23 protein-coding genes are annotated in these 23,443 nt (G+C 64.1%); 9 read left to right on the forward strand and 14 right to left on the reverse strand.

Annotation, left to right across the window (positions count from 1 at the left end; all coding sequences use genetic code 11):
• Positions 1-105: 105 nt before the first annotated feature.
• Positions 106-843: an SDR family oxidoreductase gene (locus tag JN302_RS12845; protein WP_202333126.1), complete on the reverse strand. Its 738-nt coding sequence runs from the start codon at positions 841-843 to the stop codon at positions 106-108.
• Between the two features lie 114 nt (positions 844-957).
• Between JN302_RS12845 and JN302_RS12850 the strand changes: the two genes are divergently transcribed.
• Positions 958-1,848: a LysR family transcriptional regulator gene (locus tag JN302_RS12850; protein WP_202333127.1), complete on the forward strand. Its 891-nt coding sequence runs from the start codon at positions 958-960 to the stop codon at positions 1,846-1,848.
• Positions 1,849-1,862: 14 nt separating this feature from the next.
• Here the strand turns inward: JN302_RS12850 and JN302_RS12855 are convergent, their stop codons facing one another.
• From JN302_RS12855 to JN302_RS12900, 10 genes are all read right to left on the reverse strand, one after another.
• Positions 1,863-2,306, reverse strand: coding sequence for a DoxX family protein (locus tag JN302_RS12855; protein ID WP_202333128.1), 444 nt, complete (start codon positions 2,304-2,306; stop codon positions 1,863-1,865).
• Positions 2,303-2,788 (reverse strand): SRPBCC family protein, encoded by a 486-nt coding sequence (locus tag JN302_RS12860; RefSeq protein ID WP_202333129.1) that lies wholly within the window; start codon positions 2,786-2,788, stop codon positions 2,303-2,305. The genes JN302_RS12855 and JN302_RS12860 overlap by 4 nt, the downstream gene beginning before the upstream one ends.
• On the reverse strand, positions 2,772-3,119 hold the full coding sequence (locus JN302_RS12865; RefSeq protein WP_202333130.1) for an ArsR/SmtB family transcription factor: 348 nt from the start codon (positions 3,117-3,119) through the stop codon (positions 2,772-2,774). The genes JN302_RS12860 and JN302_RS12865 overlap by 17 nt, the downstream gene beginning before the upstream one ends.
• A 241-nt stretch (positions 3,120-3,360) precedes the next feature.
• Entirely contained in the window at positions 3,361-3,570 is a 210-nt protein-coding gene (locus JN302_RS12870; protein ID WP_202333131.1) for a hypothetical protein, read from the reverse strand.
• Positions 3,571-3,737: 167 nt separating this feature from the next.
• Positions 3,738-5,276 carry a winged helix-turn-helix domain-containing tetratricopeptide repeat protein gene (locus tag JN302_RS12875; RefSeq protein ID WP_202333132.1) on the reverse strand — a complete coding sequence of 513 codons (1,539 nt, stop codon included), beginning with the start codon at positions 5,274-5,276 and terminating at the stop codon, positions 3,738-3,740.
• Positions 5,277-5,351: 75 nt separating this feature from the next.
• On the reverse strand, positions 5,352-6,272 hold the full coding sequence (locus JN302_RS12880; RefSeq protein WP_202333133.1) for an ABC transporter permease: 921 nt from the start codon (positions 6,270-6,272) through the stop codon (positions 5,352-5,354).
• A complete protein-coding gene (locus JN302_RS12885) occupies positions 6,272-7,339 on the reverse strand; it encodes an ABC transporter permease (protein ID WP_202333134.1) in 1,068 nt (355 codons plus the stop codon). Before JN302_RS12885 ends, JN302_RS12880 begins: the two co-directional genes overlap by 1 nt.
• Positions 7,323-8,858 (reverse strand): ABC transporter ATP-binding protein, encoded by a 1,536-nt coding sequence (locus JN302_RS12890; RefSeq protein ID WP_202333135.1) that lies wholly within the window; start codon positions 8,856-8,858, stop codon positions 7,323-7,325. The genes JN302_RS12885 and JN302_RS12890 overlap by 17 nt, the downstream gene beginning before the upstream one ends.
• Positions 8,859-8,957: 99 nt before the next feature.
• A complete protein-coding gene (locus JN302_RS12895) occupies positions 8,958-10,052 on the reverse strand; it encodes a BMP family ABC transporter substrate-binding protein (RefSeq protein WP_202314730.1) in 1,095 nt (364 codons plus the stop codon).
• 54 nt (positions 10,053-10,106) lie between these two features.
• The gene (locus JN302_RS12900; RefSeq protein WP_202312627.1) at positions 10,107-10,877 is read right to left on the reverse strand and encodes a GntR family transcriptional regulator; all 771 of its coding nucleotides are present in this window, start codon (positions 10,875-10,877) and stop codon (positions 10,107-10,109) included.
• Between the two features lie 242 nt (positions 10,878-11,119).
• Between JN302_RS12900 and JN302_RS12905 the strand changes: the two genes are divergently transcribed.
• From JN302_RS12905 to guaD, 5 genes are read left to right on the forward strand one after another with little or no spacing between them, the layout of a single operon-like run.
• Complete coding sequence (locus JN302_RS12905; RefSeq protein WP_202312628.1) at positions 11,120-11,986, forward strand: aromatic ring-hydroxylating oxygenase subunit alpha; 867 nt, start codon at positions 11,120-11,122, stop codon at positions 11,984-11,986.
• A 36-nt stretch (positions 11,987-12,022) separates the two neighbouring features.
• Positions 12,023-12,928, forward strand: coding sequence for an aromatic ring-hydroxylating oxygenase subunit alpha (locus JN302_RS12910; RefSeq protein WP_202312630.1), 906 nt, complete (start codon positions 12,023-12,025; stop codon positions 12,926-12,928).
• Positions 12,929-12,954: 26 nt separating this feature from the next.
• Positions 12,955-14,721: a Rieske 2Fe-2S domain-containing protein gene (locus JN302_RS12915; protein ID WP_202333136.1), complete on the forward strand. Its 1,767-nt coding sequence runs from the start codon at positions 12,955-12,957 to the stop codon at positions 14,719-14,721.
• 10 nt (positions 14,722-14,731) lie between these two features.
• Positions 14,732-15,379: a glutathione S-transferase family protein gene (locus JN302_RS12920; RefSeq protein WP_202312634.1), complete on the forward strand. Its 648-nt coding sequence runs from the start codon at positions 14,732-14,734 to the stop codon at positions 15,377-15,379.
• Positions 15,380-15,439: 60 nt separating this feature from the next.
• Entirely contained in the window at positions 15,440-16,813 is a 1,374-nt protein-coding gene (guaD, locus tag JN302_RS12925; RefSeq protein WP_202333137.1) for a guanine deaminase, read from the forward strand.
• Positions 16,814-16,819: 6 nt separating this feature from the next.
• Here guaD and JN302_RS12930 read toward each other — a convergent pair whose 3' ends face one another.
• Positions 16,820-17,713 (reverse strand): hypothetical protein, encoded by an 894-nt coding sequence (locus tag JN302_RS12930; RefSeq protein ID WP_202333138.1) that lies wholly within the window; start codon positions 17,711-17,713, stop codon positions 16,820-16,822.
• 244 nt (positions 17,714-17,957) lie between these two features.
• On the opposite strand from JN302_RS12930, the gene JN302_RS12935 reads away from it, so the two are divergent.
• From JN302_RS12935 to JN302_RS12945, 3 genes are all read left to right on the forward strand, one after another.
• Positions 17,958-18,650, forward strand: a complete 693-nt coding sequence (locus JN302_RS12935; RefSeq protein WP_202333139.1) for a GntR family transcriptional regulator — start codon at positions 17,958-17,960, stop codon at positions 18,648-18,650.
• Between the two features lie 47 nt (positions 18,651-18,697).
• Entirely contained in the window at positions 18,698-19,804 is a 1,107-nt protein-coding gene (locus JN302_RS12940) for a mandelate racemase/muconate lactonizing enzyme family protein (protein WP_202333140.1), read from the forward strand.
• A 365-nt stretch (positions 19,805-20,169) separates the two neighbouring features.
• Positions 20,170-21,096, forward strand: coding sequence for a flagellin N-terminal helical domain-containing protein (locus JN302_RS12945; protein ID WP_202333141.1), 927 nt, complete (start codon positions 20,170-20,172; stop codon positions 21,094-21,096).
• Between the two features lie 237 nt (positions 21,097-21,333).
• On the opposite strand, the gene JN302_RS12950 is transcribed toward JN302_RS12945, so the two are convergent.
• Positions 21,334-22,500, reverse strand: a complete 1,167-nt coding sequence (locus JN302_RS12950; RefSeq protein WP_202333142.1) for a diphosphate--fructose-6-phosphate 1-phosphotransferase — start codon at positions 22,498-22,500, stop codon at positions 21,334-21,336.
• 152 nt (positions 22,501-22,652) lie between these two features.
• The gene (locus tag JN302_RS12955; RefSeq protein ID WP_244846642.1) at positions 22,653-23,369 is read right to left on the reverse strand and encodes a L,D-transpeptidase; all 717 of its coding nucleotides are present in this window, start codon (positions 23,367-23,369) and stop codon (positions 22,653-22,655) included.
• Positions 23,370-23,443 lie beyond the last annotated feature (74 nt).

Below are 23,443 nucleotides of genomic sequence, written 5' to 3' on the forward strand. Positions count from 1 at the left end.
CAGCATCGGATCCGGTGCCTTTGATGCTGCGACATCGAAGGTCGGCTGCCGGCACGGCGCTCGCCCCTTGCAATGGCGGGTCGTTTTCGGCGGTTCGGGGCAGGATCAGATGATCCCGCCATTTGCGCGCAGCACCTGGCCGTTGATCCAGCCGCCATCGGGGCCGGCGAGGAAGGCGACGGTGGCGGCGATGTCCTGCGGTTGGCCAAGCCGCTCGAGCGGCGTGAGTTTCGTCAGGCGGTCGATGACCTCCTGAGGGTTCTGCAGGAAAAGTTCAGTTGCAGTCGGCCCGGGGGCGACCGCATTGACCGTGATGTTGCGGCCACGCAGCTCCTTTGAAAGCACGTGGGTCATCGCCTCGACGCCGGCCTTCGTCGCTGCGTAGACCGCGTAGCCGGGCTGGAGCAGACCGACCACGCTCGACGAGAAGCTGATGATGCGGCCGCCGCTGCGCAGGCGCCTGGCCGCCTCGCGCAGGCCGTTGAAAACACCCTTGAGATTGATCGCGACCTGGCGGTCGAACAACTCGTCGCTCGCCTCGGCGATCGGCGAAAGCTGCATGATGCCGGCATTGTTCACCAGCACGTCGATCCTGCCGAAAGCAGCCTTCGCCGCGTCGAACATGCGCGCGACCGCGGCAGGATCGCTCACGTCGGCCTGGGCGGTGATCGCCCGGCCGCCGGCCTTCTCGATCCTGGCCGCCAGCGCCTCCGCCGGACCGACGGACCCTGCATAGTTGATGACGACCGTGAAGCCGTCCGCGGCGAGCCGCTCGGCGATCGCTGCCCCGATGCCGCGAGATGCCCCGGTCACGATGGCCACCTTGTTGCCGTTCTCGGACATTGTCGTTCTCCTTGTCGAGACGCCTCGGCGCGTCGAGGGAGAAGATGCCCCATTTCAGTTGGCGGATAATTGGCCTAACATCGGCATCACTGTCCGGGAAAATCGAATAAAGACATGGACCGTATCGAGGCCATGCGGGTTTTCGCCCGTGTTGCGGAAAGGCGCAGCTTCACGCTGGCGGCCGAAGACCTGGGCCTGCCGCGCTCGACGGTGACGGACGCGGTGAAGCAACTGGAGAAACGCCTCGGCGTTCGTCTGCTGCAGCGCACGACCCGCTTTGTCAGCCCGACGCTGGACGGCGAGGCCTATCACCAGCGATGCCTAAGCATCCTCGCCGACATCGAGGATGCCGAAGGCGCCTTCGCCGGCGCCCGGCCCAAGGGCCGGTTGCGGGTCGACGTGCACGGCACGCTGGCCCGGCACTTCGTGCTTCCGGGTCTGCCAGAATTCCTGCGCAGCTATCCCGATATAGAATTCTACATGAGCGAAGGCGACCGGCTCGTCGATCTTGTCCGTGAAGGTATCGACTGCGTGCTGCGCGTCGGCGTTCCGCAGGACAGCGACATGGTTGCCCGCCGTGTTGCGATGCTGGACGAAGTGACACTGGCCGCGCCAGGCTATGTCGAGGTGCATGGACGGCCGGAGCATCCCGATGCGCTCGGAGGCCACCGGATGGTCGGCTTCCGTTCGTCGGCCACCGGAGGCTTGCTGCCCCTGGAATTCACCATTGCGGGCAAGGTTCACAATGTCACGCTGCCGGCGACGGTTTCGGTCAACGCCGCCGAAAGCTATCTCGCAGCCGCCAGGCTCGGGTTGGGGGTGATCCAGATTCCGCGCTATCACGCAGACGCAGCCTTGAAATCGGGCGAACTGATCGAGGTGCTGGAACGATTTCCGCCCACGCCGACGCCGGTTTCCGTGCTCTATCCCCGCAACCGTCAGCTCTCGCCGCGTGTGAGGGTCTTCATCGATTGGCTCGTTGCGGTCTTCGAGCGGCGTGCGTGAAGTCGTCCTTGCCCCTACCGGCTCGACATCCGCAACGCTGCAGGGTCTTCCTGGTCGGCTGCGTCGGATTGGTCTCGCATGATGGGGAACAGTGCTCGCAGGCGCGGATCGCGAAGCCACAGGCCGCCCCACATGAACAAGCCGAGATAGAGGCTGAACAGGATATGGGTGAAAAGCGGACTACCCGCGCGGATCTGGGTTGCCATCGCGCCGCCGAGCAGCGCCATCATCAGCACCGCGCCGAGCACGCTGGTGCGCGGGATCAGGTAAAGCACGAGACAGGCCAGTTCGATGATGCCGATGGTGAAGGCATAACCGGCGGGCCAGCCGAGCTGGGCCATGGTCTCTTCGGCCACCGGCATCTGGAGCAGCTTCGGCGAGATCGAGGCGCCGAGCATGAACAGGGCGAAAAGCCCGGTGAGAATTCGGCCGGTCCACAGCATCGCTGACGGGCTCATGTCGTTCTCCTGTAAGTGAGCAGAAATTGCTCGAGGCGGGCGAAGGTGCCCGTCCATCCGTGGCGGTGTCCGGCAAGGCTCTCGTCGGATTTCAGACCCTGCTGCGTAAAATCCATCTGCGTCCGCCCATCTGGCAGTTCGATGAGGATGACGGTAACAAGCGTCTCGACCGGGACGCCGTCCTCGTGGTCGTCGCTCTCCCATCTGAAGCTGAAGACCAGCCGTTCCGGCGGCACCACTTCGCGATAGACGCCGCCCTGCCAGAGCACGCGATCCTCCGTCGTCGAGCGTAGGCAGGCACGCCAGCCGCCACCAGGGCGCAGGTCCTGTTCGGTGCTGACGGCAGGCCATTCGGGCGGCCCCAACCATGCGACCAGCATCTCCGGCTGGGACCAGGCGCGCCAGACCAGTTCGCGCGGCGCATCGAAGATGCGGCGCAGGGTCAGCGAGAGCGACGCAAGTCTGTCAGTGGCGGGAGCCATCGTCGTTCCCCGATTGGATGTGCTTGAGATAGGCATCCAGCCGGTCGAAGCTCGATTCCCAGAAGTGGCGATACCTGTCGATCCAGTCGGCCATGTCCTTCATGGCCAGCGGCTCGAGCCTGGCCGGGCGCCATTGCGCCGTGCGGCTGCGGCTCACGAGGCCGGCATTCTCCAGCACTTTCAGATGACGCGAAATGGCCGGAAGGCTCATCGCGAAAGGCGCGGCGAGATCGTTCACCGATGTTTCCCCCTCGCTCAGCCGGGCAAGTATGGCACGGCGCGTAGGGTCGGCAAGAGCAGCGAACTGGGCGCTGAGCGGGTCGGAATGCATGACGTGCCCTTTATTTAACGACATCGTTAAATAAAGATCGAACCGGTGTCAAGGACACCACTGCCGGGCTTCGGGCGCGAACGCTGTGAGCGCGAAAGACGAAATGCAAGCGACAAGCGCGGTCAACGCGCTCGGGTGCAAGGCTCCGTTGGCTCCGCCCAAACCGTTCGGGCCGGCCAATCCGGAGGCGCCGATGGCCAGCGCCATGCCGCCCGGCCAAGAAAATGCGTTCGGGCTGGCCCTATGCATCCGAGCCAAAGATACGAAAGACCCCCCGGGCCTTGCTTGGCAACAAGAAGTCGAGCAGATGCACGTTCCAGAAATCGCGTTCGCAGCTCTCGGCATGGGCAACAGGGATGGCTCCGCTGGTCCCCTGTTCGACGAACTCGTCTTGAGGCGGTGAATAGATCTTGCCCTGATCAAGCGAAAAGATGGTCTGCACCGGCAGCATGTCAGCTTCTCCCCGAGCGCCTATGGCGGTCTTTTCCCGAAACCGGGCCCCGATTTCGGGACCGCCGCGGCCGTTGAGCGATGAGGATCATTGTCGCGGACGCGCCCGGTTTGCGTCCTTAAGCAAGGTCCAAAAGATTCCGAAAAGTTCCAAAAAGGGGATGCTTGTCAGCCTTGGGGAAGGCCGGCAAGCCGTAAGCCGTGAAGTATGGCTGCGAGGCGGGCTGGGTCCTTGGCGGGCTGCCCGGCAGTTATGCTTGTTATGGTGACATCGGGAGCCATCTTCAGCAAATCGCCAAGGAAGCGGTGAGCCTCCTCCATGCGCCCGAGATGCGCGTTTGCGGCGATCAGGATCCAATAGGCCGGATCGAAGTTCGGGTTCACGGCGCGTGCACGCGTCGCCCAGGCCAGGGCCTCGGCGTAGTTGCCGAGGATCATATGCGCATGTGCCGTTCCGCTGAGCGAGATATGGGCAACAAGGTCGCGCGGCGAGAGCCTTCTTGCGCGGTCGAACAAGGCGAGCGCGTCGACGACATTGCCGCAGTGAAGGTTGGCAACGCCTGCCGCGGTGACCACCAGCATGTTGTTGGGATTGGCCTCCAGTGCAGCGTTGAGCACCGCCATTCCCCAGTCATAATCCCTTGCGACCTGCACCAGCGCCATCGCGCAGTTCGCCATCACTGTGGGATCGCCGGCCGCCTTTTCCAGACCGCGTCGCGCCAACTCGAAGCATTTCTCCCGGTCACTGGCGCTGAGCGGAGGCCATCCCATGGTGATGCGGTGCTCCAGAACCCAGGCCGCGAGGGAGAGCAGGTTTGCATTGTCGGGCTCGAGCACCAGCGCTTCGGTGAGCAAGGCGTAGGCGGCCGCGTTCTCATCAGCCGATTCCGCCAGGATCTTGGACAGGGCGCTCAGATAGGAATCATATGCGGCGACGCTTCCGGGCCGCTCCCTTCGCGAATGTTCGATTTCCGCGGTCTTGATATGAGGCTCGACGACGGTTGCGACGCTTTCGGTGATCCTGTCCTGGAAGTCGAACACTTCGCCGAGGGCGCCGTCGAAGTTCTTTGCCCATAGATGGGCGCCGCTGGCGCCATCGACGAGCTGCGCCGTTATCCTCAGCCGGTCTTCCGCCCGCCTTATGCTGCCTTCGAGCACATAACGCACGCCAAGTTCGCTTGACACCTGCCTGATATCGACGGTGCGTCCCTTGTAGACAAAGGACGAGTTGCGCGCGATGACAGAAAAACTCCTGAAACGGCTGAGCGCCGTGATGATGTCGTCCACGACGCCGTCTGCGAAGTAGTCCTGCTCGACATCGCCGCCCAGGTTGACGAAAGGCAAGACCGCCAATGCCGGCTTGACCGGCAAGGCCATGCTCGACACCTCCTGAGCCGCCGCCGGCCGCAACAAACGATAGCCGACGCGCGGCACCGTCACGATCCATTCCTGGCCGTCGGGCGCAGGGCCAAGCGCCTTGCGCAGGGCCGCGATCTGGACGGTGAGATTGCCTTCCTCGACGATCGTGCCGGGCCAGCCGCGGTCCATCAGCTCTGCCTTGGGAACGATTCCTCCCTCGGCGTCCAGGAGCGCTTCGAAGAGAGCCAGCCCGCGTTGGCCAACGGCGACGGATTTGCCGTTCCGCTGCAGCTTGCCGCGCGCGGTATCGAGGACAAACGGACCAAAGGAACGCAGCGACTGCTCCATGCAAGGAATATATCCCGCGGTCCGGCCGACGAAAACCGGGCGAAGCGCACCGACCTGCACGCCCGGTGAACGTCCTCAGCCGGCCGGCCGGAAGGGTTTGGCGAGCGAGACGGGGAAGTTCAGGGCGAGCAGCTTGCGGTTGCGCGAGATGATCACCAGGACGGCGATCGTCGCCAGATAGGGCAGGGCGGACAGCAGTTCGGACGGGACGGCGAGACCGAGCGCCTGGCCCTGAAGCTGCAGAATGGTCATGCCGCCGAACAGCCAGGCGCCGAGCAGGACGCGCAAGGGCCGCCATGTGGCGAAGACCACCAGCGCCAGCGAGATCCAGCCCTTGCCGGCGGTCATATTCTCGACCCACAGCGGCGTGTAGGCGACCGACAGGTAGGCGCCGGCCAAACCGGCCATCAGGCCGCCGAACAGCACGGCGAGGTACCTTATCCCGATCACCGGATAGCCGATCGCATGCGCGGTTTCCGGCGACTCTCCTATCGTGCGCAGGATCAGCCCGCCCTTGGTCCGGTAGAGAAACCAGCTGATGACGAAGAACATGGCGATCGCCAGATAGACCATCGGGTCGAAACGGAAGAACATCGGCCCGATCACCGGAAGGTCCGAAAGGAAGGGGACACGGATGCGCTTCAGCGCCTCGATCGGCGCCGAGCCGAAGCCGCGGCCGAGAAACGCCGAGACGCCCGAGCCGAAGATGGCGAGCGCCAGCCCCGCCGCATATTGGTTGGTGAGGAAGGTGAGGGCGAGAACGCCAAACAGCAGCGAGGCCGCCGCGCCGGCAAGCGCGCCGGCGATGATGGCGACCGGCATCGGCAGGCCGGCAATGACGGCCCAGAAGGCGAAGGCCGCGCCTATGAGCATCATACCCTCGATGCCGAGATTGAGTACGCCGGATTTTTCGACGACCAGTTCGCCGAGAGCAGCGAAGATGAGCGGCGTGGCGGCGATGATGGTGCCGGCGAAGATGGCGACAAAGAGCTCCATCAGGCGTGCTCCGGGAGGCGGCGAAGCCGGTAGAAAATGAAGAAGTCGGCGGCGAGCAGGAAGAACAGCAATATGCCCTGGAAGATTCGCGTCAGCGCCGCCGGCAGGCCGAGATTCATCTGTACCGCCTCGCCACCGAGGAAGAGCAGCGACATCAGCAGCCCGCCCAGCACGATGCCGAAGGCATTGAGGCGGCCGATGAAGGCGACGATGATGGCGGCGAAGCCGTAGCCGGGCGAAATCTGCGGCGACAGCTGGCCGAGAGGGCCTGCGACTTCGGCCATGCCGGCAATGCCGGCTGCAGCACCCCCGGCGAGGAGGCCCGTCCACACAGCCGCGGATTCGCGAAAGCCGGCATAGCGCGCGGCGAGCGGGGCGGCACCGCTGACGGACATCTTGTAACCGAGGAAGCTGCGGTCGGTGAACAGCCACATCACGAATACCGCGATGACGGTGATGAAGATGGATGAGTTCAGCCGGTAAGCATAGTCGAACGGCTGGAACATCGCGGCCGCCGGCAGCAGTGCGGTTTGCGGATAGTTGAAGCCGGCCGGATCGCGCCACGGGCCGTGCACCAGCCAGGACAGGAAAAGCGTCGCGATGTAGGTGAGCATGAGGGTGACGAGGATCTCGTTGGTGTTCATGCGTGCCCTGAGGAATGCGGGGATCGCAGCCCAGGCCATGCCGGCGCAGGCCCCGGCGAACAACATCAGCGGCAGCAGGATGGGGCTTTCCGGGTTCGGATAGAACAGGCCGACGCCGCAGGCGGCGATCGCACCGATGATCAATTGTCCCTCGGCGCCGATGTTCCAGACATTGGCGCGGAAACCCACCGCCAGGCCGCAGGCGATGAGGATCAGCGGCGAGGCCTTGAGCAGCCATTCGGAGATGCCGTTGAGCGAGTTGAGCGGTGTGAAGAAAAAGGCCTGCAGGGTCGCCAGCGGGTTATAACCGAGTGTGGCAAACAGCACCCAGCCTACAAACAGGGTCAAGGCAGTCGCGATAACCGGGGCAGCGATCCGCATCCGCGCGGACGGCTCCGGCCTCTGTTCAATCCTGTATCGCAAGTTCACCTCTCCCGCTCGTACCGTTGCCGCGGTTGGTCATCAGAAGGCCGACTTCTTCCCGGTTGGTCTGTTTCCTGATCAGCGGCGGCGACACCTGGCCCTGGCAGATGACGAGCAGCCGGTCGCAGATCTCAAACAGCTCGTCGAGTTCCTCGGAGATGAGCAGCACGGCTGTCCCGGCGCGGCTCAGGTCGACCAGCGTCTGGCGGATGAAGGCCGCAGCGCCGACGTCGACGCCCCAGGTCGGTTGCGACACCAGGAAGAGCTTCGGCTCAAGCGCGATCTCGCGGCCGACGATGAATTTCTGGAGATTGCCGCCCGACAGGCTCTGCGCGCTCGATTGCGGCCCGTTGGCCTTGACCTTGAAGCGCTCGATGATGCTCCTGGCGAAGGTGCTCGCGCGACCGCGGTCGACGAGGCCGTGTCGCACGAGGCCGCTGCGATGGCCGGTGAGCACGGCGTTCTCCCATAGCGTCTGCGGCGGCACGGCACCGCGCCCGAGACGTTCCTCCGGCACGAACGCCATGCTGAGCCTGCGCCGCTCGCTGGCATTGAGATGAGCGGCCGCCTTGCCGCCGATGCGGATCGTCTCGGAAGTCGAATGCGTGCGCTCGCCGCTGAGCAGCGAGACGAGTTCGGCCTGGCCGTTGCCCGAGACACCGGCGAGTCCAACGATCTCGCCGCGATGGACCTCGAAGGATATGTTGCGGAGTTCGACGCCGTATTTGTCGCGGGCGGGGGCCGAAAGGTTCCGCACTTCGAGTTGCGGCTCGTCACTCGGCACGGCGGGGCTGACATGCATCTCCGGAAGTTTCGAACCCACCATCATGCGGGCAAGCTCGAGCGAGGTTGTCTCCCTGGGCTTTGCCGTGCCGGTCACCTTGCCGTTGCGCAGGACGGTGGCGGAGTGGCACAGTTCCTGCACCTCGTCGAGTTTGTGGCTGATATAGACGATGCTGCAGCCTTCGGCGGCAAGCTGGCGCAAGGTTTCGAACAGCTTCACCACCGCCTGCGGGGTCAGTACCGAGGTCGGCTCGTCGAGGATCAGGAGTTTCGGCGCCTGCAGCAGGCAGCGCACGATCTCGACGCGTTGGCGTTCGCCGACGGAAAGGTCGTGTACCAGCCGCCGCGCGTCGATCGGCATGCCATAGCGGTCAGACAGGTCCTTGATCTGCCGTGCGAGCGCGTCCAGGTCGAAGGTGCTCGAGACCGACAGGGCGATATTCTCGACCACCGAGACGGATTCGAACAGCGCAAAATGCTGGTAGACCATCTCGATGCCAAGCGCGCGCGAGCTCGCGGGATTGTGCGCCTCGATCAGCTTGCCGTCGCAGTAGATCTCGCCGGAATCGGCTTGCGCGGCGCCGTAGATGATCTTCATCAGGGTTGATTTGCCGGCGCCGTTCTCGCCGAGGACAGCATGGATTTCCCCGGGCATGATCGACATCGAGATGTCGTCATTCGCAACGATGCCGGGATAGCTCTTGGTGATGTTGCGCAGTTCGAGGCGCGGGGTCATAGCCGGTCCTGCCATGGCACATGCGAGGTTGGACGGAGCGCAGCCTGCAACCACCGAGGCGGAAAGCCCACCCCGATGGCGTCGGTTGCCGCAGGGGCTTCAGCCGAGCTTGCCGATCATTCCCTTGACGAACCAGTTCATGCCGCGGATGTCGGGATCCGAGAGCACCGAGCCTGCGGCCACCTTGACGTTGCCGTCCTGGTCCTTCAGCTCGCCGGCATAGGGATGGACCTTGCCGGACCCGATATCGGCTTCGAGCTGCTTGAGCCTGGCCTGGACGTCGGCCGGGATCGCCTCGTTGTAGGGCGCCATCTTGACCACCCCGCCGGCAAGACCGTCCCAATGCACCTCGGGCTTCCAGGTGCCCTCGGCCACTCCCCTGGCAGCGCGCAGATAGTCGCTCGACCAGTCAAGCGTGAAGGCGGTGAGCTGCTTGCCCGAACCGAACTTGGCCATGTCGCTGGCATAGCCGACCGACCAAGCGCCGCCTTCGCCGGCCACCTGCACGCCGGTCGCGGTATCGGTCATCGAACAGATGACGTCGCAGCCCTGCGAGAGGAGCGTGTTGGCCGCTTCCTTCTCCTTGCCCGGATCGAACCAGGAGTTGAGGAAGATGGTGTTGCAGGTGATCTCCGGCTTGACGCTCTGCGCGCCGAGCAGCAGCGCATTCGCCGGTCCCACGATGTCGGGTATCGGGAAGCCGCCGATGAAGCCGATCTTGCCGGATTTGGTCATATGGCCGCCGGCCGCGCCGGCGACGAACGTCCCTTCGTAATACTTGGCTTCGAACGTGCCGAGATTGGCGAGGTGGACGATGCCCGAGCAGTGCTCGAAGGCGACCTTTGGGAAGCGGGGCGCGACCTTCTGCATCGGCGTACCGTGCGAGAAGCTCGTGCCGAAGATCAGCTGGTTGCCGGAGGCGGCGAGTTCGCGGAACACGCGCTCGGCATCCTGGGGCATGAAGATGTTGTCGATGGCCGTAATGGTCACCTTGTCGCCGAATTCCTCCTTGATCGCCTCGATGCCGAGGCTGTGCTGCTTCGTCCAGCCGATCTCGGCGATGGGCGAGACGTAGACGACGCCGATCTTGAGCGGCTCCTGGGCACGTGCGATGCCGGCGAGCCCGCTGGTGCCAAAGGCCGCGCCCGCGGCGCCCGAATATTGCAGGAATTGTCGTCTGGTCAGATTGAGCATGGCGGTAACCCTCTGTTGGTTCATGCGGATGGCGCCCGGCTTGTGCCGCCGGGTCTATTTGGAGGCATGGACATGGCTGTGCACCGATGCCCCGTCGTTATCTCCCGTCTTCTTGCCTGGTGCCGGCTTCGGCAGTTCGGCGGTCCTGCCCTCGAGATATGGTCCGAGCGCCTCGCGCGGCGTCAGTTCCGGAAACACCTGCCGGTCCATGATGTAGCCGCGCACGACGGTGCGATGATGCGATTCGATCAGCTCCATCGCCTGTTTCAGCCGGCCCTTTTCCAGCAGATCGATCACTCGTGCGTGGTCGTCGAGCAGGTTGCAGTAATCGAAATCGGCGGTGATCAGCGAACGCAGCAACGTGGTGCGGCGCAACAGCTGCGCATGGATCTCCTGCATCACCTTGTTGCGGCTGAGGCGCACGAAAACAGTGTGGAACTCCTGGCCGAGCACGTCGGCAAGGGGATTGTTGCCGGCCGCAACCGCCTGGCGCTGGCGTTCGACATGTTGGCGCAGTTCGGCCCAGCCGGCAGGCCCGAGGCGATCGCTGAGCTGGGCGGCAACACCCTGTTCGACCAGCGTCAGAGCATCATAGATCTCCAGGGCCTCCTGGATGCCCGGCTTGGCCACGAACGCGCCGCGATTGCGCTCCATCTGGACGAGCCCGTCTTCGGCAATGCGTATCAGCGCCTGGCGAATGACTATGCGGCTGACGTCGAAGATCTCGGCAAGTTCGCGCTCGCCGAGCTTGCAGCCGGGCACAAGACGGTGCTCGATGATGGCACGCGTCAGAATATCGGCAACGACCTTCGATCGGCTACTCAATGCGGGGTTTCCTCCACGCCGACGAGTTCGACGACGCCTGACGCCAGAGCCTGAAACTGGTCCATTTCGACATTGGACGATATGTTAAGTCGCAGCACGATTGGAGGACAATACCGGCCATCCGACAATCAAGATAAACAGGAAGGACTTTCAAAAAAAAGTGGATTGATATCCAATCCAGCGCGCCGAATGCTCGTCCCAAAGAGCTGGGTTCATAGGGAAGTGCCAGCCGGGAGGGTGCGATGAGCAAAGCTGCCCCTTGTCGTGACAGAGTTCTTCTCAATGATTGGCACGTTGTCGCGGATCGCGCCAATCTTTCGTCAGCGATCCCATTCGAAACGCGCCTTCTTGGTGTGGACCTCACCATCGATTGCCGCGACAGCCATCACACGGAAGTGGTCCGCAAAGACACCGGCAGGCCGGTCAACCGAGCCGTGCGCTACGGCTTCATCTGGGCCTGTCTCGGAAAACCGGAGCGCGACATCGTCTTCGTGCCCGAGGCCGAGGAGGCTGACCGCTATCTCGTCACCGGCGGGTCGATCGCGGTCAAGGTTTCGGGGTTGCGCGCCGTCGAGAATTTCCTCGACATGGGACACTTTCCCTTCATCCACACGGGCTGGCTCGGCGAGGAACCGCATACCGAAGTTCCGCCCTACAATGTCGAGATCACCGCCGCAGACGAGGTGCTTGCGACCGAATGCAGATTCTACCAGCCGGTCGCCTCTCCCACGGCCAAGGGCGGGATGATGGTCGACTATGTGTACAAGGTGATCCGGCCCTACACGGTGGCACTGTACAAGACCAACCCGCTTCATCCGACGCGCAAGGACGTCATCGTGCTTTTCGTCCAACCGGTCGACGAGGAGCACTGCATAGCGCACCCCTATCTTTGCTATCTGAAGGATGGGATGGATGCGGCGACGGTGCGCGGCTTCATGCAACTGATCTTCGCGCAGGACAAGCCGATCCTGGAGAACCAGATGCCCAAGCGCCTGCCACTGGATCCACGCGCCGAGACCCCGATCCGCGCCGACGCCGTCTCGATCTATTACCGGCGCTGGCTGCGCGACCGATCAGTCACCTATGGCGCGATCCCGGCGCGGAGATGACGCATGGCAGCGGCGCCATCCAGGAAGGAAGAAAGAATGACCCAAACGAGATGCAAGGATCAGGTAATCCTCGACCTTTGGCATCCGCTGGCCGCATTGGCGGAAGTGCCGCCGGGTGTCGTTTCCGATACGGTGCTGCTCGAGGAGCCCGTTAGCTATGCCGCGAATCGCGACGGCAAGGCCGACGTCTGGCGGTCACTGCGCGATCTGCCCGCCGGCACTCCGGTCGAGGTCGGCACGCTCGGCAACACGCTGCCGGTCAAGATCGCCTACGGCTATGTGTGGACGTCTCTCGGCAATCCCCCGGCCGATCTTTTCCCGATCCCCGAATTCGAGGAAGCCGATCGCCGCAAGCTCAATGCCGCGACGGTTGGCGTCCATGTCTCCGCGCCGCGTGCGATCGAGAACTTTCTGGACATGGGACATTTCCCCTATGTCCATACGGACATCCTCGGCGCCGAGCCGCATACGGAAGTCAAGGAATACGACGTCGAGATTTCCGTGGATCGGGACGAGATCCTGGCGACGCGTTGCCGCTTCTTCCAGCCGATGGCCTCGACTGCCTCGCAAGGGGGGGCGGATGTCGACTACATCTACCGCGTGCCGCACCCCTATTGCTCGGTGCTCTACAAATCCAGTCCGGTGGATGAAAGTCGCCTGGATGTCATCGCCGTGTTCCTGCAACCGGTGGACCAGGAGCACATCCGCGCGCACATGATGCTGTGCGTACTCGACGACAGCAGTGAGGACAAGGTGATCAAGCGCTTCCAGCAGACGATTTTCGGGCAGGACAAGCCGATCCTGGAGAACCAGTTCCCGAAGCGGCTGCCGCTTGATCCGCGCGCCGAAACGCCGATCCGCGCCGACAAGTCGGCCATCGCCTACCGCCGCTGGCTCAGTCAGAAGGGCGTGACGTACGGGGTCATCCCTGCCGCCACCTGACCGACACGGGAATTCTGGAGATAGAGATGCTCGATACCGCCAAGACAAGATGGCATCCCATCGCAGCGGCCTATGACCTGCATTTTCGCCATGTCTTCCACGCCCAGCTGCTCGGCCGCGAGTTCGCCGTCTGGCGTGCCGATGACGGCTATATCAATGTCTGGGAGAACCGCTGCCTGCATCGTGGCGTGCGTTTGTCGATCGGAATCAATGACGGCCGCGAGCTCAAGTGCCAGTACCATGGCTGGCGATACTCGAACCGCACCGCCGGCTGCACCTATATTCCGGCACACCCAGCCGACGCGCCGGCCCGCACCATCACCAACCGCACCTTCGCCGCAGTCGAGCGCTACGGTCTCGTCTGGTCGGCCGAAGAGCCGCAGGGCGAGGTGCCAAATGTGCCTGGTCTCGCCGAAGGCAATCTGTTGACGTTGCGCGGCATCCCGGTCAACGCGCCGGCCGACGTCGTAGCGGCAAAGCTGAGAGGCTACCGCTTCCAACCGAGCGGGCGGATCGACGGCGCCGCTGCGGATGTTTCCGTCGAGGCATCGAATGCGTTTTCGGTGGCGCTGCGCGCGACCGAGGGGCACGCCAGCACGCTCTTGGTCTTCTTCGTCCAGCCGGTCGATTCCAACCGCTCGGTGATCCGCGGCGTGCTCGACGGCCAGCCGCAGGACAGGGAGCGCATCGCGGTCCTGCGCCATCACAACGAGCTGCTGTCCAAACTGCGTGAGGCGGTCGAACGCGAGGCGGCAGCGGCTCCCGCGCCAGCGCCGCTCGAACCGGTGATCGAGCGCGTTTCGCCGGAACTTGCCGAGATGCCGGAGGCGACCGCGCATGGCCGCAAGGCGACGATCCGCGTCGAGGTCGCAAGAAAGTGGCGGGCGGCCGACGGCATCGCCGGCTTCGAACTGCGGCCGATCAAGGGGCTGCTGCCGACCTTCCAGCCCGGCGCCCACATCGACGTGCATATGCCCAACGGCCTGATCCGCCAGTATTCGATCATCAACGGTCCGGGAGAGAGCGGCACCTACGTCATCGGCGTCAAGCTGGAGCGCGACTCGACGGGCGGCTCAACCTGCATGCACGAGACGGTGCGGGCGGGCGACGTGCTGGCGATCTCGGAGCCGCGCAACAATTTTCCGCTGCGCCGTGACGCAGTCGAGACCATCTTCGTTGCCGGCGGCATCGGCATCACGCCACTCCTCGCAATGGCCCAGACGCTCAAGAACCAGAACCTGGCCTACGACCTGCACTATTTCGCGCAGGACGAGGCGCAGCTTGCCTTTCCCGAAAGAACGAAGGAACTGGGCGACGCGCTGAAGCCGCATCTGGGTCTGTCGCCAGACGAGACCGGTGTGAAGCTGCGCGAAATCCTCGCGACGTGCCGCCCCGACATGCATCTTTATCTCTGCGGTCCCGGGCCGATGCTTCAGGCGGCGCGCCGCATAGCCGCCGAACTGGGCTGGCCGGAAACCGCAGTGCATTTCGAGTACTTCAAGAACACCAACAAGATCGACGACAGTTCGAGCTTCGAGGTAGCGTTGGCCCGCTCCTGTGTGACGCTCAAGGTGCCTGCGGGAAAGACCATCCTCGAGGTGATGCGCGAGGCCGGCGTCGACATGCCGTCCTCCTGCGAGCAGGGCGCCTGCGGCACCTGCCTCGCGACGGTCATCGAAGGCGAGCCGGACCATCAGGATGTCTATCTCAACGATGCCGAGAAGAAGTCCGGCACCAAGATCATGACCTGCGTGTCGCGCGCCAAATCGGCCCGCCTCGTCCTCGATCTTTAGGAGCCGGCCGATGATCACGCTCTACGACTACGAACTGTCCGGCAATTGCTACAAGCTTCGATTGCTGATGAGCATGCTCGGTGTCGATTACAAGACCGTGCCGGTCGACTTCTATCCCGGGCGGGAACACAAGTCGGACTGGTTCCTTAAGCTCAATCCGCTCGGCCAGCTTCCCGTCATCGACGACGACGGTCTGATCCTGCGCGACGCCCAGGCGATCCTGGTCTATCTCGCCTCGAAATACGATCCGAGCGGACGGTGGTACCCCAGGGACAATCCGGCCCTGCTCGGCGAGATCGGCCAGTGGCTTGCTTTCGCCGACGGCGTCACCGCGACCGCCTCGGCGGCGCGCCTCCATGACGGTATGTTCTACGATTTCGACATCGACGCCGTCCGGGCCGGCGCTCACAGGCTGTTCCGCATCCTCGACGAGCATCTGTGGTTCGGCGAGCAGGAAGGTCGCGATTGGATCTGCAGCGCGCCCTATCCGACCATCGCCGACATCGCCTGCTTCCCCTACATTGCGCTTTCGGAGGAGGGCGGGGTGTCGCGGCAGGACTATCCCGCGATCCGGCGGTGGATGGACCGGGTGAAGCGCGTGCCCGGCTTCAGCGTGATGTCCGGCGTCTTTCCCGCGGGACCGGCTCGCGCGGCCTGACGGCAAGAACCACGACAATGAAGCCGGTGCATCACAACCGGCCGGACCAGCGGGGAGCGAATGGAAGACATCGCCTGCACAATCGCCTGCAACGCTTTCCATGTGCCGGAACGCGGCAGGCTGGAAATTCTCGAAGACTGCCTGATCCGTATCGACGAGGACGGCAGGATCGTCGACGTCATGCATGCCCAGAGCCCCGATCACACTGCGGCCCGGCGCGCGGCCGAAGCAAACGGAACGCTGGTGGCCCTGGTTGACGGGCAGTACCTGATCCCCGGCATGGTCGACCTGCACATCCATGCGCCGCAATGGGCGCAACTTGCCAAGGCTCTCGACCGTCCGCTTGAGGAATGGCTGCAGACCTACACCTTCCCGCTCGAGGCTCGTTTCGCCGACACCGGCTTTGCGCGCGAGATCTATTCGTCCCTGGTCGAGAACCTGTTGGCCAACGGCACGACCACGGCGGTCTATTTCGGCACGATCCATCTGGAGGCCAATCTGGCACTGGCCGAAATCTGCCTGGAGCGCGGCCAGCGCGCACTGGTCGGCAAGGTGGCGATGGACAACGCGGCCGAGTGTCCCGACTATTATCGCGACGTCGACGCGTCCTCGGCGGTCGCCGATACCAAGAGCTTCATCGACAGGCTGGCGGCAATGCAGCGCGATGGAGAACCTGATGTCCTTCCCGTCATCACACCGCGTTTTGTGCCGAGCTGCAGCGACGCGCTGCTCGACGGGCTCGGCCGTCTCGCCGGCGAGACGGGTTGCCATGTCCAGACCCATTGCAGCGAAAGCGACTGGGCGCATGGCTACGTGCTCGAGCGGTTCGGCAAGACCGACGCCGAGGTGCTCGCGGGCTTCGGGCTGATGACGGAACGCACCATACTCGCCCACTCGAATTTCATCTCGCCGTCAGACATGGAGACGATCAAGCAGGCCGGGTCGGGCGTGGCGCATTGTCCGCTGTCGAACGTCTATTTCGCCGATGCGGTATTTCCACTGCGGGCCGCCCTCGACAAGGGGCTGCATGTCGGGCTCGGCACGGATGTTTCCGGCGGCTATTCGCCGTCGCTCCTCGACAGCGCGCGTCTTTCCATGGTTGCAGCGCGAGCGCTGGCGAGCGGCGTCGACGCCGCGCTGCCGCGCGAGGAGCGCGGCGTCGCCGGATCACGCATCACCACGGCCGAAGCGTTCTGGTTGGCGACGGCGGGCGGTGGCGAGGCGCTCGGCCTGCCGATCGGCGTCTTTGCGCCCGGCTACGAGTTCGACGCGCTGGCGATCGACGTGAAGGCGGCAGGTTCGAATGTCGTGATCTGGCCGGACCTCGACGGGCCCGTCGATATCTTCGAGAAGATCCTGCTCAACGCGACGCGCGCCAATATCGCCGCCGTCTGGGTCGGAGGGAAGATTCGCTCGGGTGGATTGGCCGCGTAGGGGCGGCTACTTTCGTTTTCCGCCGGCCTGCTTCCTGGGCTCGACCGCGCCGAAGAGGTCGTACTGAGCCTCCTCTTCCTGCTGCTCCGTCTGTGTGTTGGCCGGTGTCGGCATGGTTTTGGTAGATGCTTGCTCCGCCGATTTGCGGTTCCGTCCCAGCTTCTTTTCCAGCGCCTGGCAAAGCCAGTGCTCGGTGAAGATGAAGGCGCAGCGGCCGAGCACTTCGTCGGCGCTCATCGCGGCCTTGCCGTGCTTGAGGACGTCGAAGGCTTCCCGCATCTCTTCGTCGATCGGCTCGCCCGCTTCCCTGGCGCGTTGGATGAAGGCAGTCTCCAACTGCTCCGGGGTGGCATTGGCGAGACTGCGGAGATCGTCGGTGACGGCGCCGATCCGGCTCCTTTCGAAGATGAGCGTCACGCCGCCGATTTCGGTCCGGCCGTTGATGGCGATGAGCCGCGTGGCGAAAATGTCGAGCTCCTTCGCGTTGTGCGTTCCTGCCTTCTCATGGACCCAGACGGGCTCGCCGCCCCGCACGAGGTCGCGCAGGAAGAAACCCTCTCCGACCCGGATGCCGGTGACCTCGTAAAGGCTCATCACGGATTGGCGAAGCGCTCGGATCAGGGTGCGCGCAGCGGCGCTGTCCTTCCAGCCACGCCGCTTCAGGTAATCGTCGGCGAGATTCGAACCGCCGATTTCGGCTGCGATCAGGTCCTCGAAAACGCAATTCCACAACTTCGAGAATTCGACCGGTGCGAGACAGTCGATCAGATCCTCGGGCTCGATGCCCATTTCGTCGCAGGCATTCTCGATGTGCTGCGTTGTGAATTCATCGAACAGTTCCCGCCGCTGGTCCCGCTGGACCCATTTGACGATGCCTTCTAGAAGTGCCTTGCGTGCCATGATCGCCGTCCTTGAAAAGGCTCCGCACATGAGAGCTTGCCCGCGCCGTCCAGCGCCGCCTTCCCGGCATTAGCCTTTCCAGGCCAGTCGTTCAGCAGGCCATGGCCTTTGTTCCACCGGAAAGTGACGGGGTTCGAACCCTGCTCCGACGAATTTTTCCGAGACGGTGTCGGCCATCAGCAAATCTCCTTGCAAGTTTGACGAATTGTCGACAATCTAGCAAACATTCCTTCCGGCCTCGCTTATGTCCCAGACCGTCTTATTCGACCCGATCGCCGATACGACCCGCCGCGCAGAAATCGTCGCGCTCCTGAGGCGCGCGATCCTGACCGGCCAGTTGCAGCCCGGGCAGAAGGTCAACGAGCTGCGCATCGCCGGAGAGATGCGCGTCAGCCGCGCGCCGTTGCGAGAGGCGGTGAGGGAACTGGTGCAGGAAGGGCTGCTGACCGGCATACCCTATGCCGGAACCTTCGTCATCGACGTCACGGCGCGGGATGTCGAGGAGGCCTATTCGCTGCATCGCGTGCTCGAAGCCTTCGCCATCGAGACCGCGTGGCCGCGCAGGAACGCGCTTTTCCGCTCTGAGCTCGACCGCCGACACGACAGCGTAAAACAGGCGATCGCCGCGGTTGACCTCACCAGCCAGATCGAGGCCGCGCTCAGCCTGCATGGGCTCATCTATGAATGGGCCGACCATTCGCTCCTGCTCGACACGTGGCGGCGGCTGGCCGGCAGGCTGCAGATGTATTTCGCCCTGCATCAGCGGGCCCGAGGAGAGGCGGTGCCTGCAGCCCACCTGCATGAGGATTATGTCCGCCTGCTCAAGGGCGACGACATGGATGCGGCGCGCCGTCACGCCCTGGAACATATCGACTGGGATTTCGAGGAACTGCTCGGCTACGCCCGCTCGCTCGAATTGCGCGGCGACACCAGGTAGCGAACCAGCTTGCCGGCTCGTGGGCCGGGCAGCGGAGGATGGAGTTGATGAAGATCAAGACGATCAAGGCCTTTCGCGTCCTGCAGCCCTTTGTCGGCGGCGCCTACAACATGTCGAAGGGGCGAAGCGCCGACGCTTTCGACGCTGTCATCGTTGCCATGATCTCGGACAGCGGCCTGACCGGCTGGGGCGAGATGGCGCCGCTCGGCAATTTCTATTCGCCCGCCTTCGCTTCGGGCGCGCGGGCCGGCGTGACGGAAATCGCTCCGCATCTCCTAGGGCAGGATCCCAGGGCACTCGGCAGCGTGGGCCGGCTCATGGATACGGTTTTCAAGGGGCACCCCTATGTCAAGTCGGCGCTCGATATGGCTTGTTCCGATCTCGCCGCCCGTGCGGCCGGCGTGCCGTTGGTGACGCTGCTGGGCGGAAGGGAAGGGGAGAGGGCGGAGCTTTACAAAGTGGTGACCCATGGCGAGGTGGACGCGATGGCGGCAACTGCGGCCCGCATCGTCGCCGAGGGTTTCCGCCGGCTGCAGGTCAAGGTCGGCGGCGACGTCCGCGGCGATATCGATCGTGTGCATGCCGTTGCGGGGGCGGTCCCCAAGGGCACGGTGCTGTTCTGCGACGCCAATGCCGGCTGGACGCCCTTCCAGGCACGGCAGTTCGCCGACGCCACGCGTGACATCGACTATGTGTTCGAGCAGCCCTGTACCACCATCGAGGAATGCCTGTCGGTGCGGCGCATGCTCGACAAGCCGATGGTGCTCGACGAATCCGTCGCCTCGCTGGGCGACATGCTCGACATCCACCGCAAGGGCGCGGCCGACGGGCTGACGCTGAAGATCTCGCGCCTGGGCGGGGTGACGAAGACGCGGCAGATCCGCGACCTCGCCGTCGATCTCGGTTTCATGATCACCGTGGAGGACACCGGCGGCGCCGAGATCGACACCGCCGCCATGGCGCATCTGTCGCTCTCGACGCCGGAGGAACGCCGCCTCCATGCGATCGCTTTCCACGAGTGGGTGACGGTGCGCACCGCGTCGAATAGGCCGCCGGTCGAGCGCAACCGCATGGGGCTTCCGGACGGGCCGGGCCTCGGCATCGACGTTCGGGAGGATCTGCTCGGGGTGCCGTTCCTGGAACTGGAGGGCTAGTCAGAACATGTCTCCCGAAAGCGATTGCGGGGAAAAGGCACGCCGCAAATCAAGGCCTGCAGGCTGATCGAAGGGCCCAGCGAACCTTCCGGATACGCTCCTGCGCTCCGACGTCCGGCGGTGCCTTCGAACGACCGATCCCATTCATGGGCCACGCCGAAGCGTCCGGTGCTCGCACGGGATCGTCCAAGCCGTGCTCACGATTTCTCGCGGCCCGTGGGTCGGATCGGCGACGCGATACCTTCCGTTAACCACGCTCGTTTACCATAACTCTCGTTGCCAAAGCTGATGTCGTCGGCAACCGAGTTCCGTCCAGTTTCGTACCGACCCCTCCGGGCCGGATTTCAGTATAAGGTATATGTGCCATGACGAGTATCATGACCAACCCGTCTGCAATGACGGCTCTTGCCAGCCTCCAGGCGACGAACCGCGCGCTCGAGGCGACACAGAACAGGATATCGACGGGCTACCGCGTCGCTGAAGCCAGCGACAACGCGGCCTATTGGTCGATCGCAACCACCATGCGCTCGGACAACAAGGCGCTGTCGACCGTGCGCGACGCGCTCGGCCTCGGCGCGGCGAAAGTCGATACCGCCTACACCGCGATGGATTCCGCAATCGACGTGGTCGACGAGATCAAGGCCAAGCTGGTGGCGGCGCGCGAGCCCGGCGTCGACAAGTCCAAGGTCCAGTCGGAAATCACGCAACTTCAGCAGCAGCTGATCGGCATCGGCGGATCGGCGAGCTTCTCGGGCGAGAACTGGCTGTCGGTGGACTCCTCTGCCGCCGGCTACACGACCGTCAAGCAGATCGTCGCCTCCTTCACCCGCGGCGCCAGTGGAACGGTGACGATCGGAACGCTGCAGATCGATATCGACGGGCTCAAGCTCTTCGATGCCAACGACCAGTCCGGCATTCTTGACACCCAGAGCACGACGACCAACGGCGGCGTCGTCTATTCGGTCTCGACGCTCGACATCTCGGCGCTCACCAACTCGGCCAACGATCTCGCCGATCTCGACGAACTGATCCTCACGGTTGACGGCGCCCTACAGGACATGGCCTCGGCCGCCAGCGATCTCGGTGCCGCCAAGAGCCGGATCGCGATGCAGCTCGACTTCGCCTCAGACCTGATGGACGCGATCGAGCGTGGCGTCGGCACGCTTGTCGATGCCGACATGAACGAGGAATCCACCCGCCTGCAGGCTCTCCAGGTGCAGCAGCAGCTCGGCATCCAGGCGCTGTCGATCGCCAATGCCGGAGTCCAGGGCGTGATGAAGCTCTTCCAGTAGGCTGGACACGACTTGTGACACTGGCCAGGGGCCGGCTCCAGAGCCGGCCCCTGCCAATTGAGGTGCCCGCATCGCTCCAGCCGCACAAGCGAAAATCGAACACGATCTTCGGGGAAGCGCGATGCGTCGATCAGGGTGCTGGAACGTCCTTTGTGTCGAGATGGACAGGGCGCGCTCCAACCATTTGTTAGCGTCGGAGTTATCTGCAAGCCGGAGCCCGCTTTCGGGTCCGATACCCTATACGAACGGCCTGCCGACCTTGTATTTCCGCGGGATGAGCCGCTCGAGATAGGCCATGCCGGCGCTCGATATGTCGTTGACGTCGGGCTTCATGAAATTCTCCGGCATATGCCGCGTCTTGCCGGCGACATTGCCGAGCGGAACCAGCCGCGGAACGGTCTTGCCGCCTTCATGCCGCAGGGCGACGGAACCGCTGCCCCTTGTCGCAGCGTCGGCAGCGAAAGCGCCGGCGTCGAACGCTTCCTGCGCATCGGTCGGGTTGATCGTGGCGATGTTGCCGCGCGGCATATAGCCAAGCGTATCGACCCGCGCGCGTGTTCCGGGCAAGCCGTCGCGCAGCGCATGCTCGAAGGCGAGGCCGAGGTCGCCGCCGGAGAGCTTGACGTTGCCGTGGGCGTCGCGTTCCAACCGATCCTCGGGGACGAGGCTCTCCACCAGCGAACGCCCGTCCTCCGACGTCACCCCTTCCGAGACGGCCACGATGCAGCGCCCGTGGCGGCCGAGAGTTGCCCGCACGTCGTCGATGAAGCGCGGCACGGAGAAGGGGCGCTCGGGCACATAGAGCAGATGCGGGCCGTCGCCCTCCTCGTCCCGCCACGCGGCGGCCGCAGCGGTCAGGAAGCCGGCGTGCCGGCCCATGACGATGCCGACATAGATGCCGGGCAAAGCGCGGAAGTCGAGATCGACGCTCAGGAAGGCGCCGGCAACGAATTCGCCGGCGGAAATGAAGCCAGGGGTGTGGTCGTTCTCGACAAGATCGTTGTCGATAGTCTTCGGCGCATGGACGAAGGCGATCTTGCCGCCTGCCGCATCGGCCAGGATCTGCTGCGTGCCGGCCGTGTCGTTGCCGCCGATATAGATGAAGGCGTCGGCGCCGAGCGCCTGCAACCCCTTCAGCACCACCTCGCAATAGGCGGCGTCCGGCTTGTCGCGCGTCGAGCCGAGAGCCGCGCTCGGCGTCGCCGCGATCAGGCCGAGCCGTTCGGACGAGACATCGGCGAAATCGACATAGTTGCCGTCACGAATGCCGCGCACTCCATGGCGAGCGCCCAGTATCCTCGCGCCGGGATGCTGCTTCCGGATCTCGGCGACGGCGCCGGCCAGCGTCCGGTTGATCACGGCCGTCGGGCCGCCCCCCTGCGCGATCACGAATGTCCCGGCCATGTCGATCCTCCCGTCGGATGAGTGAGAAGGATACCTTCTTCCTTTCGTGACGGGAAGGAAGCGAATAGCGAGTAGCCAATAGCGAATAGGGATGGACCTACTGGGTTCCGAAGGTCGGAGCCCCTTCCTTTTTCCCCCTACTCGCTATTCGCTCACGCAACTACAATTGGCGTTTTGCCGTTGACGCGATTGTAGAGGTCGATGACGTCCTGGTTGATCATACGAACGCAGCCGGACGACATGGCTTGGCCGATCGTCCACCATTCCGGCGAACCATGCACGCGGTATCCGGTGTCCTGGCCGTCCTTGAAGATATAGAGCGCGCGGGCGCCGAGCGGGTTGTCGAGGCCGCCCGGCTGGCCGCCGCGCCACTTCTCGAGCTCGGGCTTGCGCGCGATCATCTCGGACGGCGGCGTCCAGCGCGGCCATTTCTTGCCGTACTGGATGTTGGCGCGCCCCGACCAGAGGAAGCCGTCGCGGCCGATGCCGACGCCATAGCGGAGCGCGTCGCCGCCCGGCTGCACGAAATAGAGGAAACGTTCCTGGAGCCGCACCACGATGGTTCCCGGCGCCTCGCCGGTCGGGTCGACCACGATCTGGCGCCTGAACTTCGGATCGACCTTCGCATAGGGGATGGCCGGAAGCTGGAAACCATCATCCGTGGCCGAGGCATACATCAGGTCGGGGCTCGTCACCTGCCGGTCGACGCTGATCTTTGGCCGGATCGTGCCGGTCGTGATGTCGTCGAGCTGGAGCGACGGCATGTCCAGCGTCCTGGTACAGGCTGCGAGGCCGGTGAGCGACAGAGCGCCGAGGCCGAGCAATGCCGTTCGGCGATTGGGCTGCGGATGATCTTCCGATGACGGAATATGGTTACTGCGAGGAGACGAGTTACGCGGCACGCGACTGATTCCATGTTACAGCTGCCGGAAATCCTGCCGAA

This window comes from Mesorhizobium sp. L-8-3 (assembly GCF_016756615.1).
Lineage (GTDB): Bacteria > Pseudomonadota > Alphaproteobacteria > Rhizobiales > Rhizobiaceae.

Coding starts and splice junctions, on each gene's coding strand:
- JN302_RS12845 (WP_202333126.1), bottom strand. CDS start 843: ATGTCCGAGAACGGCAACAAGGTGGCCATCGTGACCGGGGCATCTCGC.
- JN302_RS12850 (WP_202333127.1), top strand. CDS start 958: ATGGACCGTATCGAGGCCATGCGGGTTTTCGCCCGTGTTGCGGAAAGG.
- JN302_RS12855 (WP_202333128.1), bottom strand. CDS start 2,306: ATGAGCCCGTCAGCGATGCTGTGGACCGGCCGAATTCTCACCGGGCTT.
- JN302_RS12860 (WP_202333129.1), bottom strand. CDS start 2,788: ATGGCTCCCGCCACTGACAGACTTGCGTCGCTCTCGCTGACCCTGCGC.
- JN302_RS12865 (WP_202333130.1), bottom strand. CDS start 3,119: ATGCATTCCGACCCGCTCAGCGCCCAGTTCGCTGCTCTTGCCGACCCT.
- JN302_RS12870 (WP_202333131.1), bottom strand. CDS start 3,570: ATGCTGCCGGTGCAGACCATCTTTTCGCTTGATCAGGGCAAGATCTAT.
- JN302_RS12875 (WP_202333132.1), bottom strand. CDS start 5,276: ATGGAGCAGTCGCTGCGTTCCTTTGGTCCGTTTGTCCTCGATACCGCG.
- JN302_RS12880 (WP_202333133.1), bottom strand. CDS start 6,272: ATGGAGCTCTTTGTCGCCATCTTCGCCGGCACCATCATCGCCGCCACG.
- JN302_RS12890 (WP_202333135.1), bottom strand. CDS start 8,858: ATGACCCCGCGCCTCGAACTGCGCAACATCACCAAGAGCTATCCCGGC.
- JN302_RS12895 (WP_202314730.1), bottom strand. CDS start 10,052: ATGCTCAATCTGACCAGACGACAATTCCTGCAATATTCGGGCGCCGCG.
- JN302_RS12905 (WP_202312628.1), top strand. CDS start 11,120: ATGAGCAAAGCTGCCCCTTGTCGTGACAGAGTTCTTCTCAATGATTGG.
- JN302_RS12910 (WP_202312630.1), top strand. CDS start 12,023: ATGACCCAAACGAGATGCAAGGATCAGGTAATCCTCGACCTTTGGCAT.
- JN302_RS12915 (WP_202333136.1), top strand. CDS start 12,955: ATGCTCGATACCGCCAAGACAAGATGGCATCCCATCGCAGCGGCCTAT.
- JN302_RS12920 (WP_202312634.1), top strand. CDS start 14,732: ATGATCACGCTCTACGACTACGAACTGTCCGGCAATTGCTACAAGCTT.
- guaD (WP_202333137.1), top strand. CDS start 15,440: ATGGAAGACATCGCCTGCACAATCGCCTGCAACGCTTTCCATGTGCCG.
- JN302_RS12930 (WP_202333138.1), bottom strand. CDS start 17,713: ATGGCACGCAAGGCACTTCTAGAAGGCATCGTCAAATGGGTCCAGCGG.
- JN302_RS12935 (WP_202333139.1), top strand. CDS start 17,958: ATGTCCCAGACCGTCTTATTCGACCCGATCGCCGATACGACCCGCCGC.
- JN302_RS12940 (WP_202333140.1), top strand. CDS start 18,698: ATGAAGATCAAGACGATCAAGGCCTTTCGCGTCCTGCAGCCCTTTGTC.
- JN302_RS12945 (WP_202333141.1), top strand. CDS start 20,170: ATGACGAGTATCATGACCAACCCGTCTGCAATGACGGCTCTTGCCAGC.
- JN302_RS12950 (WP_202333142.1), bottom strand. CDS start 22,500: ATGGCCGGGACATTCGTGATCGCGCAGGGGGGCGGCCCGACGGCCGTG.